Source organism: bacterium, assembly GCA_035691305.1.
Taxonomy (GTDB): Bacteria; Sysuimicrobiota; Sysuimicrobiia; order Sysuimicrobiales; family Segetimicrobiaceae; genus DASSJF01.
This window is the reverse complement of the sequence record DASSJF010000058.1, coordinates 1-15000: the sequence shown is the minus strand read 5'-3', so window position 1 is coordinate 15000 and position 15000 is coordinate 1. Positions and strand designations below refer to the sequence as shown.

The window sequence follows — 15000 nt, the reverse complement described above, 5'->3', positions numbered from 1 at the left end:
CGAGACGCGAGCGCGAGCGGAAGGTCACACTTCCGCGAAGTGGTTCAGCCCACGCTGCCAAGAAAAGCCGCGACGTGAGATCCTGGTGCGCCCGTACCGCAAACCGACACAGGTAGGCAGGCACAAACGTGCCAAGGCGCGCGAGATAACCCTGGTCAAGGAACTCGGCAATCTAGCCCCGTAACCTCGGAACAAGGGGTGCCTCGGTAGGGTGACTCCGTACAGGGGAAGCCCGAAGAGGTCGCAGGGAATCGGCTCAAGCGACTGTTTAACAAAAACACATGTCTCTGCTAAGCCGCAAGGCGACGTATAGGGGCTGACACCTGCCCAGTGCCGGAAGGTTAAAGGGAGAGGTTAGCCGCAAGGCAAAGCCTTGAACTGAAGCCCCGGTGAACGGCGGCCGTAACTATAAACCGGACCGTTGTAGTTACGATACCAAAATCCGGCTATATGCTGGAAAGCCTGAGTATCCCACACTACCGGCGGTCAATTTGTCGGTGACAATGTGTTGGGTGCAGGTAATCAGCAGGGAAGGCCAGACGAGAGGTCTGGAACCCTCAGAGACTGTACGCCGGACTCCGGAAATTGCGGAGATGATACAGTCCGACCTGCGTGGCGACACGCAGAGCGGGTAACCAATCCCGCCGCCCGGAACGACGGGTCGCAACAGATGAACGGTCCTAAGGTTCCACGCGAGCCTCGCCGGCGGGTGACCGCCGGTCGCAATCCGGCTGTATGCTGGAAAACCTGAGAATCCCACGCTACCAGTGATCGCTGGTGACAATGCGATGGGTGCAGGCGATCAGCAGGGAAGGCCAGACGCGAATGTCTGGAACCCTCAGAGACTGTACGCCGGACTCTCTAAGCGATTAGAGATGAAGATACAGTCCGGGCCCTTAGGCGACTAAGGGAGGTCATCAGAAATGATGGCCCGCCTGGCGATCCGCCAGGTCAGTAGATCGCGGAAGCGATCGAAGTAACAGGCCCGAGCGAAATTCCTTGTCGGGTAAGTTCCGACCTGCACGAATGGTGTAACGACTTGAGCGCTGTCTCGACCAGGGACTCGGCGAAGTTGTGGTGTGGGTGAAGACACCCACTACCCGCAGCTGGACGGAAAGACCCCGTGGAGCTTTACTGTATCCTGTCATTGGATGTGGTTCTGTCATGTAGAGGATAGGTGGGAGGCTGCGAAGCCGGGGCGCTAGCTTCGGTGGAGCCAACCTTGGAATACCACCCTTGATTGAATTACGTCCTAACCGGCGATCTCATCGATTGTCGGAACAGTGGCAGGTGGGCAGTTTGACTGGGGCGGTCGCCTCCTAAACGGTAACGGAGGCGCCCCAAGGTCCCCTCAGCACGGTTGGAAACCGTGCGGCGAGTGTAAGGGCATAAGGGGGCTTGACTGTGAGGCCAACAAGCCGAGCAGGGACGAAAGTCGGGCCTAGTGATCCTACGGCGGCAAGTGGAAGCGCCGTGGCTTAACGGATAAAAGCTACCCCGGGGATAACAGGCTGATCTCCCCCAAGAGTCCACATCGACGGGGAGGTTTGGCACCTCGATGTCGGCTCATCGCATCCTGGGGGTGTAGTAGCTCCCAAGGGTTGGGCTGTTCGCCCATTAAAGCGGTACGTGAGCTGGGTTCAGAACGTCGTGAGACAGTAAGTGACCGCTGCTGTCTATAAATCCGGCTATATGCTGGAAAGCCTGGGGAATCCCACGCTACCGGTGGTTGTGATATAGTGATGTCTAGACTCACCGGTGACAATGCGATGGGTGCAGGCAATCAGCAGGGAAGGCCAGACCAGCAACTCGGCCACTATGTGGCGGGGTTCGTCGACGGAGAAGGCAGCTTCCATCTCGCGGTTCAGAGAAACCCGAGCACGCGGTGGAAGTGGCAAGTGATTCCGGAGTTTCACGTCTCGCAGAACGACGGCAATCAGCATGTACTCGAGCTGATCCGCGTCAGGCTGGGATGTGGATACGTTAAACCGAATCACCGCTACTCCAACGATCGGACCTACGTGCTGGTGGTGCGAGACCGCAACGACCTGGCGACGAAGGTGGTGCCGTTCTTCCGCAAATACGGATTGCGGACCACCAAGCGGGCAGACTTCGAACGGTTTGCCCTGATCGTCGAGATGATGAAGGCCGGCAGGCACCTCAACCTGGAAGGGTTGAGAGAAATTCTGCGGATCGCCTTCAAGATGAACCAGGGCGGCATCAGGCGCAGGACCTCGCTGGACGAGATCCTCGCCGGTCTGGAACCCTCAGAGACTGTACGCCGGACCCTCACCGAGGTGAGGTAAAGATACAGTCCGAGCTCCTAGGCGACTAGGAGAGGCAGGCAGAAATGACCTGCCCCTCTTCGAGTAATCGGCGGAGGGAGTAACAATACTGTCGGTCCCTATCCACTGCGGGCGTAAGAGGCTTGAGGGGTGCTGCTCCTAGTACGAGAGGACCGGAGTGGACGCACCGCTGGTGTACCGGTTGTCCTGCCAAGGGCAAGCGCCGGGTAGCTATGTGCGGACGGGATAAGCGCTGAAAGCATCTAAGCGCGAAGCCCACCCCAAGATGAGGCCTCTCATCGGGTAACCGAGTAAGACCCCAGGAGGACTACCTGGTTGATAGGCCGGAGGTGTAAGGCCCGTGAGGGTTTGAGCCTACCGGTACTAATCGGTCGAGGGCTTGAAGGTATGAACTGTAGGGGTAGCTGTATGGAGCTTGCACCGTGGCTCGGAGTCGCAGGCAAGGGCTTCTAATGCACTGAGAAGCCTGGGATCCGAACGCACGAGCCATGGCGTAAATCTCGTGTCGGCCGGCCTCGGAACGGGCCGGCACGAAAATTGCGGAGGGCAGGCGCATCTGCGCGGCCGTCCGCGGTCAGGTTCCCGGTGGCGTCGCCGGAGGGGCCACACCCGTTCCCATTCCGAACACGGTCGTTAAGCCCTCCAGGGCCGATGGTACTGCGCCGGCACCGGCGTGGGAGAGTAGGTCGCTGCCGGGGTTATGTCGGTGAGGGGAAGGTCAATCCTTCCCCTCACCGCATCCCTTCGACGGTTCCGTCATGAGGTCGCAATCAGTCTGGTGCGCACGTCGCCAAGTAATCGATCGCTGCGCGGCATCGCCGCGGAGGTAGGGGTATGTCGATGATCCGCCCCCCGCTGGAGACGCTCTTGGACAAGGTCGACAACAAGTACGCGCTCGTCATCAGCGTCGCCAAGCGCGCGCGGCAGCTCAAGGAAGGTCAGCTGCCCATGGTCGATATTCCGAGCACGAATCCCGTCACGGTCGCGCTCGAGGAGATCGCCGCCGGCAAAGTGCGCGCCGAAAAGCCGACGGAGAACATCAAGGAAGACTAACGGCGGGTCGCGCTGCGCCGTGTAAGCAGCGGCGCGGGGCCGGTTGGATCGACAGGGTTCGGGCACGAGGCCCGAACCCTGTTTGCGTTTGTACGCCGTCTAGGCGACGGCGGAAGGGCCGGCCGGGGCTCAGGCCGTAAGAGACCCGATGCCGGAGTCCAGCACGCGCTCGTCGACGTGAAGGTGGCGGCACTCGATGATGTCTGGTCGGGGCTCAGGTTCATGTTCCACCTCGGGAATCGGCGCAGGTAGCGGAGGGAGCATCGTGGAGAGCGGCTGGCAGTTCCGGAAGGCGCTGGTCACAAGCCACCGCGGCATCGTCGCGGCGAAGCACCCGCTGGCGGCGCGCGCCGGCGTGGAGATGCTCACTCGGGGCGGCAACGCGGTCGACGCGGCGGTCGCGACCGCGTTTGCGATCGGCGTGATCGAGCCGTGGATGAGCGGGCTCGGCGGCGGAGGCTACATGGTCGTGGCGCGCCCGGCGGGGTCCTCCGGCGCCGCGGGCGCGGCCTCGGTCGTGGAGTTCGGCATGCGCGCGCCGCTGGCGGCCCACGCCGAGATGTTCGAGCTGGAAGAGGGCTATGATACGGAGTTGTTCGGCTGGCGCCTGGTCCGGGACCAGGCCAACATCCACGGTCCGCGGTCCGTCGCGGTTCCCGGCGTGCCGGCCGGCTTGTCCCTGGCGCTCACGCGGTTCGGCACGATGCCGCTCGCGACCGTGCTGCGGCCGGCGATCGCGCTTGCGCGCGACGGGTTCCCGGTGGAGTGGACCACGACGCTGCAGGTCGCGCAGGACGCGGCCACGCTCCGCAGGTACGACGCCGCCTCGGCGCTGTTCATGCCGGGCGGGCTGCCGATCGTGCCGGCCGCGACGCCGCGGCCGAAGCTGCTGACGCAGCCCGATCTCGCGCGCACGCTGGAAACCCTCGCGGCCGAGGGTCCCGACGCCTTCTACCGCGGCGCGGTCGCCGAGCGCATCGTCCGGGAGGTCCGCAGCCGCGGCGGGGTTCTCGACACCGAAGACTTCGCACGGTACGAGGCGCGGGTCGCCCCGGCGCTGGTGTCGCGCGCGCTCGGCTACGACGTGATGCTGTCGGGCGGCCCCAGCGGAGGTGCGACCCTCGCCGAGATCGCGGGCCTCATCGCCGGATCGTCGGTCGGCCGGCTCGGCCACAACACCGCGCCGTATCTGCACCTGCTGATCGAGGCGACGCGCGCCGCATTCGAGGACCGGCTGCGCCTCCTGTCCGACGAAGGCGGATGGGATGTGGTGACGAGCGATGCCCACATCTCGACGCGCCGCGGGACGATCGGCGGGCGCGCCGCCGCCCCGGCTGCGGCGGGCGCCGATCCTACCAGCACCACGCATCTCTGCGCGGCCGACGCGTCCGGCACGATGGTCTCGTTGACACAGACGCTCCTGTCCCGGTTTGGGTCGCGCGTGCTCGTCCCCGGCGCGGGCGTGCTCCTCAACAACGGGATGATGTGGTTCAACCCCGAGCCCGGCCACCGGAACTCCGCGGCGCCGGGCCGCCGGCCGCTGGCCAACATGACGCCGGCCGTCGTGGGCGTCGAAGGCCGCCCGGTGTTCGCCGTCGGCGCGTCGGGAGGACGGCGCATCATCGACGCGGTGCTGCAGTTGATCCTGAACCACATGGACTTTCGGATGGACGCGCAGGGCGCGATCGACGCGCCGCGCATCGACGCGAGCATGGAGGAGGTTGTCGTGGACGCGCGCATCCCGGCGGCGGTGCGCGACGACCTGGCGCGGCGGGGTCATCGCGTCGCGGCGGTGGAGGAATCGATGGCGCCGCGATTCTTCGCGAGCCCGGTCGCGGTCGCCCGCGACCCGTCGACGGGAGCGCTGACGGGCGGCGCCGACCCGTACCATCCCGCGGCGGCCGTGGGAGCGTAGCCCGGCCGCGCGGGGCTCACGCCCGGTCCCGGCTCCGCGAACCGCGCCGCGCGGCGCGCATCACCGCCGCGAGCGACTGTTTGTGGGTGAACATGTCCTTCCACGGATCCGGCCCGTCCAGCCGCCGCGCGTAGTTGCCGAGGTTGAACGCCGCGGGGTCGAGTGACGGCGAGACCTCGGACCAATCCAGCGGCATCGAGATCGGGGCCTTCGGCCGCCGCCGCACCGAGAACGGCGCGACGACCGTCTGTGCGAATCCGTTCCGAAACGGATCGAGGTAGACCCGCCCGCGCCGCGCGCGCACGCGGGCGGCCACGGTCAGCTCCTTTGGGTGCGCCTCGGCGACGATGCGCGAGAACGCTTCGGCGAACGCGAGCACCGCGCCGTTGTCCGGCCCGGGCCGGAGCGGGATGAAGATGTGCATCCCGCGGCTTCCGGACGTCTTCGGGAACGATCTCAGCCCCAGCGCATCGAGCCGTTGTCTCATCAGCAGCGCCGCGCGGGCGGCGTCCGAAAATTGGCCCGACGTCGGATCGATGTCGAAACAGAGCCAGTCGGGCTTGTGCGGCGTCCGCCGGCGGCTGAGCCACATGTGCACGGAGATGCAGCCGAGGTTCACCAGCGCCATCTGCGTTTCGACCCTTCCGCCCACGACATAGTGCGTGATTCCGGTGCCGTCGCGCACCGGCTGGACGGGCGTGCTCGGGGGAAGGTCTTTCGGCGCCTCGCGCTGATAGAAACACGGTCCCCGCATGCCGTCGGGACAGCGCTCGAGGGTCAGCAGCCGGTCCTCGACGTACGGCCGGAGGCGCGGGAAGATGTCCCGATAATACTCGGCGAGCGCGCCCTTCGTGTAGTCCTCGTCCGGCCAGAACACCTTGTCGGGATGGCTGATCGTCACCGAGCGCGCGCCGCCGCGGCCGCCCGGAGGCGGCGCGCGGCGGCCTCCGGACTTCCGGGTCACGGCACGGGCTCCGGCAACGTGACTTGGCGCGCCTTCTTGTCGTCGCGCAATCCGAGATACGAGGGTTGGCGAAGTTTGCGATCCGCCGTAAGCTCTTCGTAGGCGATTTCCGCTACGAGCCGGGGTGCGAGGTAGGTCGCGTCACGGTCGCGTGGAGGGTTCACGAAGGGCGGCGTGGGCCGGACGAGCGGCTGGAACTTTCTGTGGAGGTCGGCCAGGGTGCGGGCCGTAAAGCCGGTGCCGACTTTGCCGACGTACAGCAGGTCTCCCTTGCCGTCGCGGGCGCCGAGCAGCAGCGCGCCGAATTTCTCCCGGGCGCCCCGCGGCGGCGTGTACCCGCCGATGACGAATTCGTCTTCCTGCCGTACCTTGACCTTGAGCCACTTATTGGACCGGCCCTCGACATACGGGGCGCTCGAGTCCTTGGCGATGACGCCTTCGAACCCGTGCGCCTTCGCATCCCGATAGGCCACGAGCCCGTTGGCGGCCATCCGGCGCGCGCGGTACACAGTTCCCTTCCCGCCCGCCACGGTTTCGAGCGCGGCGCGGCGGACCGGCAGCGGCTCGCCGCGGTAATCCCGGCCGTCTTGATAGAGACAGTCGAAGACGGCGTACGACCGGCGGACGTGACCCTGCTGAAGCAGCTGAAAACGCGAGACGCCGTGCCGGTCGAAAGCGATCACCTCACCGTCGAGCAGCAGCGTACGCGCCGGCAGGCCTCGCACCGCCTGCGCCACATCGTCGAACGCGGCCGTCCGGTCGTTGCCGTTCCTCGACAGGAGGCGGACGCGGCTGCCCTCCTTGTACGCGAGAATCCGGTAGCCGTCGTACTTTTCCTCGTAGACCCAACCCGGACGGTCGAATGGATCGCGCACGAGCGTCGCGAGCATCGGCCGGACGCGGAATGGAATGCGATCGGAGCGGGCGGCGCGGTTTCCAGTCCGCCTCGGCCGTCTCGTGGTCACAGCGCGAGTCACGCCCGCGCCGAAGGAGCCTTCGCGCGCCGGCGCGGCGACGCCGGCCGAGGATTGGTGGCGGACGCCGCCGTCTCACGGCGCTTGATGAGCAGCCAGGATTGACCGGAGCGCCCGCCTCCGAGCCCCGTGCGCACGAGCACCCACTGGCCGTGAAGCCGCCGGCCGTCGAGCGTGAATCGGAGCTCACCGCGGCGCAGCGCCGCAGCGACGTTGGGATCGTCGGGGGTCCAGAAGCCCTCGTCCCAGACGACGACGGTGCCGGCGCCGTACTCGCCTTCGGGGATCCGGCCTTCGAACGTCCGGTACTCCAACGGGTGATCTTCGACCCGCACGGCGAGGCGTCGCGTGCCGGGAACGGCCGACGGCCCCTTCGGAACGGCCCACGAGAGCAGCACGCCCCTCCACTCGAGACGGAAGTCGAAGTGCAGCGTACGTGCGTGGTGCTTGTGGATAACATAATGGAGGCGCGCCGCCGCCGTGCGCCCCGTGCCGCGCCCGGAACCCGCGCCGCCGGACGGTTCCGGCGTCGCCGCAAAGTGACGTTTGCGCCGGTACTCCGAGAGATTCACGCGCGTGCGCCGATTATCCACGGCTTGTCCACAAGAACGATCGTTCCGGATTGTCCCCGTATTCATCATGTGCTATTGTCTCGCTTGCCGGCGAGCGCGGCACGTGGGTGAGAGTGAGGTAGCTCTTCGGAGCCAACCCGGCTTAACCCGTGCGGCCTCGCCGGTGTTCATTTTTTGCCTCGCCTCGCCCACACCATCACTGAAACGCACCACATTGTACCGCCCGCGGCCTCAGCCGGCGAGATGCTCGAAGAAGTTCATCACCGCTCGGATGCCTTTGTGGAAGTGCTCGAGGTCCAGGCTCTCGTCGGGGCTGTGGGCGTTCGCGTCGGGCAGCGCCCATCCGGTGACGACGACCGGCAGCCCGAGGCGGCCGGCGAACTCCGAGACGATCGGGACCGACCCGCCCGTCCTGATGAAGACGGTTTCGCGACCGAACGCCTCGGTGAGCGCGCGCTTCGCCGCGGCGATCGCCGGCGACTGGGGGGAGATGACGACCGGCGGCGCGCCGTGGCGGGTCTGCACGTTCACCCGCACGCCCTTCGGCGCAATCGCGCGCACGTGCGACGCGAACAGGCCGGAGATTTCGTCGGGGCGCTGGGCGGCGACGAGGCGCATGCTGATCTTCGCCGAGGCGCGGGATGGAATGACGGTCTTGGAGCCGGCGCCCGTGAAGCCGCCCGGCATGCCGTGGATCTCGAGCGTAGGCCGCGACCACATGCGCTCGAGGGCGCTGTAGCCGGGCTCGCCGGTCAGCGCGGGCGAGCCGACCTCGTTCCGGAGGAACGCCGCCTCGTCGAACGGCAGGCGCTCCCAGCCCGACTTTTCCTCGGCGGGCGGCGGCACCACCCGATCGTAGAAACCGGGAATGAGAATCCGGCCGTCTTTGTCCTTCAAGCCCGTGAGGATCTCCGCAAGCGCCTGGAACGGATTCGGCGCCACGCCGCCATAGCTCCCCGAGTGCAGATCCCGCGCGGGCCCGGTCACTTCGATCTCGGCGCCCACGATGCCGCGAAGCCCAAGCGTGATCGCGGGAATGCCCGGTGCGAACATGCCGGAATCCAGCACGAGGCACGCGTCGGCCCCGAGGCGGTCGGCGTGTTCGCGAACGTACGCCTCGATGCCGGCGCCGCCGGATTCTTCCTCGCCTTCGATGAGCAGCTTGATGTTGATCGGCAGCCGGCCGGCCGTCTGCAGATACGCCCTGGCCGCGCCGATGAGCGTAAGGACCTGGCCCTTGTCGTCGGTGGCGCCGCGGGCGAACAGCCGCCCGCCGCGCACCGCCGGCTGGAACGGCGGCGACGTCCAGAGATCGACGGGATCGACCGGCTGTACGTCGTAGTGGCCGTAGCCGAGGAGGGTGGGGCGCCCCGGCGCACCCATCCATTCCGCGTAGACGAGCGGATACCCGGCGGTCTCGATGAGCTCCACCACCGGCAGATCCATCGCGCGCAGGTACTCCGCGAGCCAGTGCGCCGCGCGACGGGTATCGTCGCGGTGCTCCGGCAGCGTGCTGATGCTGGGAATGCGGAGCAGATCGTTGAGTTCGGACTCGAAACGCGCACGGTGGACGTCGGCGAACTCGACCGGGCTGGGCATCGCGGCCTCCTGGCTTCTGCGAGGGACGAGACGGCCGCGTTTCGGCTTCCGCGCGGGACCGGAGCGCTCCTGTGGCCTATGTTATAATGCCTGCGTAGGCGCGGCGGCGTAGCTCAGTTGGTCAGAGCACGCGGTTCATACCCGCGGAGTCGGGGGTTCGAAGCCCTCCGCCGCCACCAAGAATTCCGCCGCACCGGACCGTGCCGCGCCGCGGGACGCGACCCCCTCCACGGGTTCCATCTCCCATTCAGAACTGCCGACGACACCACACCGCGCACGCTCCAGTCGCCTCAACGAGACAAGCCTTCGGTCCACGCTGGGCGATTGTCGCGTAATCGCAGGTCTCCATCCCAGACTGCGAGTGTTCGTCCGCTGGCGACGTCGTGAAGTTCGCAGTGCGCCATCCGCTCGCCGTGGAGGGGCCCGGTATGGTAGGCGACCTGTTTCCCCTGAGCATGGAACGTCCAACTGTAGAAGACCTGGGCGGTCGGGAACCGTCGGATAATCTTGCCCGTCCGCCAGACAATCAGGGTGCCGGCAACAGGGTAACTTACCGTCTCCACATGAAAGTCCGCCAGCCAACCCACGGTCCCGTCGGGGGCGATTCGCGCATCGCTGATGCCGACCTGCCCGCGCTCCTTCGAAATCGTGATCGTGCTCCCGTCGCGGAGGGTCAGTTGGGCAGTGCCCTCGGGCCCGGCCGATACGGCCACGACCTGGTCCTGGGCGTACGCACACAGAGGCACAACAGCGTTGATGAGCACCAGCGCCAGGAGCGTGCGCATTCGTATCAAGCCGGTGCGGCCCACGTTTCGGGTGCCGACGACCTCAGGCTAAGGCGATGCCGGCCCATGCGGTCGCGGCGGACGCGCGGGCCACTCGCTTGTGTCTCTTCATGTCGAACAGCCGTGCGTCGGCAACGTGCATCAGGATCTCCTGCGAGTCGCCGTCGGCCGGGCAGGAGGCGATGCCCCACGACACCGCGAGCCGGGTGTTCTCGGAGTCGTCACGCACGGGCACCGAGATGTCCGGCATTCGCTCCATCAGTTGATGGGCCTGCGACGCGGTGGTGTCGCGGAGCAGCAGGACGAACTCATCGCCGCCCCAACGGACCACCATGTCGTCGCTGCGGGTGCACCGTCTGAGCGCCTCGGCCACCCGGACGAGGACCACGTCGCCCGCCGCATGACCGAGCGCGTCGTTGACGGCCTTGAATCCGTCGAGGTCCAGCATGGCCATGGCCAGCGGCCGGCCGGTGCGGCGGCTGACATCTAACTCGGTGGCCGTCTCGTCCAGGAACGCCCGCCGGTTCTTCAGACCGGTGAGCGGGTCGGTGGCCGCCGAGGTGCGATGATGCTCGCACAGCCGGGCCACCTCACAGGCGCCCGCCAGGTACCCGGCCACCGTGGTGAGGTACTCGAGCTCGGCGGCAGCGAACGCGCCGGCGTCGCAGCGGAAGGCGCTCAGGACGCCGATGGCGCGCCCCTGCACGGCCAGCGGCGCGTAGATTGCGGAACGGACGCCATCGGCCCAGTCGAGGACTTCGGGCTCGGCATGCAGATCCGGCACGCACAAGGGCCGGCCGCTTTCCAGGACGGCCCACGGGAGGCCCGCCACCCTCGGGACTTTCCGTCCTCGAAAACTTCGCCCGTGGCCCGAGGCCCCGACGAAGGTCAACACGTCCGGGTTCTGCCCGTCGAGCACGCCGATCAGACAGGAATCGAAGCCGACCTCGGCGTCGAGCGCTTCGAGGGCGCGCTGGGCGAGGTCCGGGAGGCAGAGGAGCGCCGTGAGGTCGCCCGCCAGACGTGCGAGAAACGCCGCCGGCTTAGGCGCCATGGTCGGATGTATCATTGGCCCCGACCCCCCATTCCGTCCGCGTGCAGCAGGTCGCCGCTCTTGGTGCTCGCGGCAACCAAAGACAGCGCCGACTCGAGGGACCCGTTGGAATGGCCGTCACGAGACGCGGCGAGCGGGCCCGCGGCGTGCGGGCGCAGCGCGTCGCCGCGCTCCGCCAGTTCTTGCTCCAGCATCCGAAGAAACGCTTCGCCGACCTCGGGGTCGAAGTGGCGCCCCATTTCCGCGCGAACGTACTCACGGGCGCGCTCGACGGACCACGCACGGCGGTAGGGCCGGTCCTGCGTGAGCGCGTCCCAGACATCTACGATGGCGAAGATTCGCGCGGTCAGCGGGATTCGGTCGCCCTGCAGACCCCGAGGGTAGCCGGTCCCGTCGTATTTCTCGTGGTGGCAGTACGGAATGTCCAGGGCCGGACGCAGGTACGAAATCGGCGACAACAGATGGTACGCGTGCACGGGGTGAAGCTCCATCGCCGTCCTCTCGTCGGTCGTCAGCGGACCGGGCTTGAGGAGAATCGTATCCGATATCGCGATCTTGCCGATGTCGTGCAGGAGCGCGCCTCGCCGCAGGTGCACGAGATCGGTCTCCGGGATGTCGAGCTGTTTCGCCAGCCGCACCGTCATCTCACCGACGCGCTGCGTGTGTCCTTCGGTTTCCTTGTCCCGCAGCTCGAGGGCGCGGGCCCATCCCTCGAGGGTGGTGTCGTACGCCAGCATGAGGTCGTCGCGAGACCGCTGCACCGCCCAGAACTGACGGGCGTCGCTGATCGCGATCGCCGTCTGGCGCGCGAGCATGTCGAGAAACTCGAGTCCCTCGTCGTTGGGCGTCATGGTGCGCCGGTAGAGAACACACAGAACGCCGAGCAGCTGCCCCTTTGCGATCAACGGGACGGCGTAGGCGGCTTTGAACCGCTCGATGTGCCGGTACGGTGCGCTGATCAGCTGCAGGGCATCCGGCGCCGCGGCGAGATCCGGCACGCCGACACACCGACGCTCGAGGGCAGCCTGGCCGGCCAGTCCCTCTCCGAGCTTGAGGCGCACGTGCCGGGACGCGTTCGTCACAAAACCCTGCCCGGCGGTATATTCCAGGACCTGCTGGTGAGGGTCGAACAGCAGGACGGTGGCCGCGTCGGCGTGCAGCTGGGCTAGGGTCTTGGTCAGCACGACGCTGAGGCTCGCGCCGAGGTCGGAACTGCCCGTGATGACCTGATCGATCTCGTGCAGCGCCTGAAGCCGGGCCGAGCGGCGCGTCGCATCGTCGTACAGGCGGGCGTTCTCGAGGGCGCCGGCCAGCTGGTGGGCGTATGCCTGCAAGAACTCCACGCGGTCCTCGGCAAAGAACGCGGTGCGGTTCGAGTAGACGATGAGGGCCCCGACCGTGTTGGTGCGTCCGATCAACGGAAAGATACCCGCCGCCCGCAGACCCAGCTCGGCGGCGAGTTTCTCGGGAATCGCCGCGGCGGCGCCTGCGCCGAGATTCTGCACAACGGACTTGCCGGCCGCGAGCGGCGCGCGAATCGCCTCTCCGCCCGCGGAGCCGGCCCAATCGTCGATGAGGGAATCGAGGTGGGCCCCGCCCGCGTAGTGGGCCAGACGCACCGGCCGGCCGGTTTCGTCCAGGTTCGCGATCCAGGCGACCGTGGCGCCGAACACCTCGACGCACCGCCGCGCCGCTTCATCGGCGAGGCTCTTCAGATCCAGTGTCTCGGTCATGCGCTGGGCGCCCTCGTAGAGGCCGCGGACGTTGGCCAGTTCCTGCGCGACCTGCTGCGAGAGCTGCGTACGGTCGATCGCGTGGCTCGCGAGCTCCGCGAGCGCGGTGGCCAGGTCCGCGTCCCTTGCCGCGAACGGCCCGGTCCCGATCGCGCGGCGGCGTGCGATGGCCAGCGCGCCGATCACGCGCTCGCCTTCCCGCAACGGAACCGTGACGCACGGCCCCATCGTGGCGCCGTTCGGTGCGGAGCCCGCCGCCGCGGGAGCGGCCACGGCCAGGTCGGGGATGATCGAGGCGTTGGCCCGCTCGATCGCGGCGCCGACAATGCCGTCGCCGATCGGCGTGGTTGTCCCTATCGGCACTCCCCGGCCGACGCGAACGCATACCCGCTGGAACGTGCGGCCGTCCGGTTCGAGGAGCGTGAGTTCCGCGTAATCGCCGCGGAGGAGCGCCATCGTGCGCTCCGTAATGAGCGCGTAGAGTTCACTGAGGCGGGTGATCCGCCGCAGCGCCGCGCCCAGGCTGTGCAGGGCTTCCATGTCGCTGGCGTGCGCCCGCACCTCGTCAAGCAGCTGCAGCCGTTCCGCGACGGTGCCGACCTGATGGCCGACCGACTCGACGAGCCGGAGCTCCGGCGCGCGCCAGCGCCGCGGGCGTGCGGTCATGATCAGAAGGCCGCCGATCTGCCGGCCGTCGACGAGCAGGGGCCCCACGATCAACCCGCGAACCCCGGCGCGGCCGACCACCGGCCCGAGGCTCTCGGCCAGCGGTCCCGCGGCGGCTTCCAAGTTCTCCACGGCCTCGACGCGGTTCAGCTCGAGCCCCGCGGCCTGCGCGGTCGATATCACCGTCTCCATGCCCAGTCCGCGCGGCATGTTGCGGTTCACGAAACTGCCGGCCCCCAGCCAGACGCCGCCGGCGTCCCCCTCGAGCGCGGCCAGGGTACGGTTGAGCAGGGTGTTCAGGAACGTCGGCAGATCGGCGGCCCCCGCCGCGGCGGCGACGATTTCGTTGAGCGCCTCGACATGCGCCTGCGCCTGCTTGCGCTCCGTAATATCGACGATCGCGCCCTCGTAGTACGCGATGTGACCGGCCGCGTCGCGCGTCGCGCTGATGCTCGCCTGGACCCAGACCAGCGATCCATCGGACCGCTTCAGTTGGCTCTCAAAGTCCGTCACGGTCGCGTCGTGCTCGAGCTGAGTCCGCCAGTGCTCCCAGAGCTGCGGGTCGAGATAGAGGCTCGCCGCGTTGGCCGCGTCCAACGCATCGCGGCTCGGGTAGTCGAGGATGCGCAGAAACGCCGGGTTGACGTCGAGAATCTTTCCATCTTCCGCCGCGCGGTAGAGTCCGACCGGGACTTCCTCGAACAGGCCCCGGTACCGCTTGTAGAGCGCCGAGTTCTCGAGTGCGAGCGCCTCGCTCCGAAGCGTCCGCCCCGTGACGAGCAGGAGCAACGCCGCCAGGAGGCCGGTGAACGCCAGGGCCGACGCCAGCATGGCCCACAACTGCCAGGACTGCCGCGGGCCGAGGTAGTCGGATCGCGGAGAGCCCAGGATGCTCCACCGATGGCCTCCGATAGCGATGACGGAGCGCCACGAGGCGGCCCCCGCGGACGCGCCCGCGCCGGTCGAACTCCAGAGCAGGTCGTGTCCGAGACCGGTATCGTCGTACACCCGGAAGTCGATTCCGTGCAGCAGCGACGCGGAGAGCGCCACGTGGGCGAGATCGTCCATGTGCGCAACCATCGCGGCGTATCCGATAAGGTTCGCCCGGCGAAGGTCCACGGTCGACGCGGCCGATCCACGCGCATAGACCGGGAGGAACATGAGGATCTCGGACGTCCGGGCAGCGCCCCGGACCGCGGACGGCTGCGGCACCACCACCGGCATGCCCGTATCGCGAGCCTGTGCGAGCGCCGCCCGCTGATCCGGGTCCGAGGCGAGGTCGAGGCCGAGGGTCGACGCGCCGGCGCGGCCGGGCTCGACGAAGTAGACTGGGAAGTATTCGCCCCGCGCCGAAACGGGCAGATCCCGTCCCCCGGATG

The 15000-nt window shown here is 67.6% G+C and carries 9 protein-coding genes, 1 tRNA gene and 2 rRNA genes (1 of these 12 only partly in view); 5 read left to right on the top strand and 7 right to left on the bottom strand.

Annotated features, from left to right (window positions below; genetic code table 11):
- The 4 genes from VFL28_10095 to VFL28_10080 all read left to right on the top strand — a co-directional run.
- Window positions 1–2693 (top strand): 23S ribosomal RNA (locus VFL28_10095) (it extends 1636 nt beyond the left edge of the window).
- A gap of 194 nt (window positions 2694–2887) precedes the next feature.
- A 5S ribosomal RNA gene (gene rrf, locus VFL28_10090) occupies window positions 2888–3004 on the top strand.
- 136 nt (window positions 3005–3140) lie between these two features.
- A complete protein-coding gene (rpoZ, locus tag VFL28_10085) occupies window positions 3141–3359 on the top strand; it encodes a DNA-directed RNA polymerase subunit omega (protein ID HET7265010.1) in 219 nt (72 codons plus the stop codon).
- A gap of 265 nt (window positions 3360–3624) precedes the next feature.
- Window positions 3625–5274, top strand: coding sequence for a gamma-glutamyltransferase family protein (locus VFL28_10080; protein ID HET7265009.1), 1650 nt, complete (start codon window positions 3625–3627; stop codon window positions 5272–5274).
- A gap of 16 nt (window positions 5275–5290) precedes the next feature.
- On the opposite strand, the gene ligD (VFL28_10075) is transcribed toward VFL28_10080, so the two are convergent.
- The 4 genes from ligD (VFL28_10075) to VFL28_10060 all read right to left on the bottom strand — a co-directional run bounded on the left by ligD (VFL28_10075) (window position 5291) and on the right by VFL28_10060 (window position 9383).
- Window positions 5291–6238, bottom strand: coding sequence for a non-homologous end-joining DNA ligase (gene ligD, locus VFL28_10075; GenBank protein HET7265008.1), 948 nt, complete (start codon window positions 6236–6238; stop codon window positions 5291–5293).
- Window positions 6235–7128: a non-homologous end-joining DNA ligase gene (ligD, locus tag VFL28_10070; protein ID HET7265007.1), complete on the bottom strand. Its 894-nt coding sequence runs from the start codon at window positions 7126–7128 to the stop codon at window positions 6235–6237. The genes ligD (VFL28_10075) and ligD (VFL28_10070) overlap by 4 nt, the downstream gene beginning before the upstream one ends.
- A gap of 83 nt (window positions 7129–7211) precedes the next feature.
- Window positions 7212–7805, bottom strand: coding sequence for a DNA polymerase ligase N-terminal domain-containing protein (locus VFL28_10065; GenBank protein HET7265006.1), 594 nt, complete (start codon window positions 7803–7805; stop codon window positions 7212–7214).
- Window positions 7806–8015: 210 nt separating this feature from the next.
- Window positions 8016–9383, bottom strand: a complete 1368-nt coding sequence (locus VFL28_10060) for a dipeptidase (GenBank protein ID HET7265005.1) — start codon at window positions 9381–9383, stop codon at window positions 8016–8018.
- 102 nt (window positions 9384–9485) lie between these two features.
- Between VFL28_10060 and VFL28_10055 the strand changes: the two genes are divergently transcribed.
- A tRNA-Met gene (locus VFL28_10055) sits at window positions 9486–9562 on the top strand.
- Between the two features lie 111 nt (window positions 9563–9673).
- Here VFL28_10055 and VFL28_10050 read toward each other — a convergent pair.
- The 3 genes from VFL28_10050 to VFL28_10040 all read right to left on the bottom strand — a co-directional run.
- Window positions 9674–10168, bottom strand: coding sequence for a hypothetical protein (locus VFL28_10050; GenBank protein ID HET7265004.1), 495 nt, complete (start codon window positions 10166–10168; stop codon window positions 9674–9676).
- 43 nt (window positions 10169–10211) lie between these two features.
- Window positions 10212–11222 carry a sensor domain-containing diguanylate cyclase gene (locus tag VFL28_10045; GenBank protein HET7265003.1) on the bottom strand — a complete coding sequence of 337 codons (1011 nt, stop codon included), beginning with the start codon at window positions 11220–11222 and terminating at the stop codon, window positions 10212–10214.
- An 11-nt stretch (window positions 11223–11233) separates the two neighbouring features.
- Window positions 11234–15000 (bottom strand): GAF domain-containing protein (locus VFL28_10040; protein ID HET7265002.1); only part of this gene is annotated, 3767 nt, incomplete at its 5' end.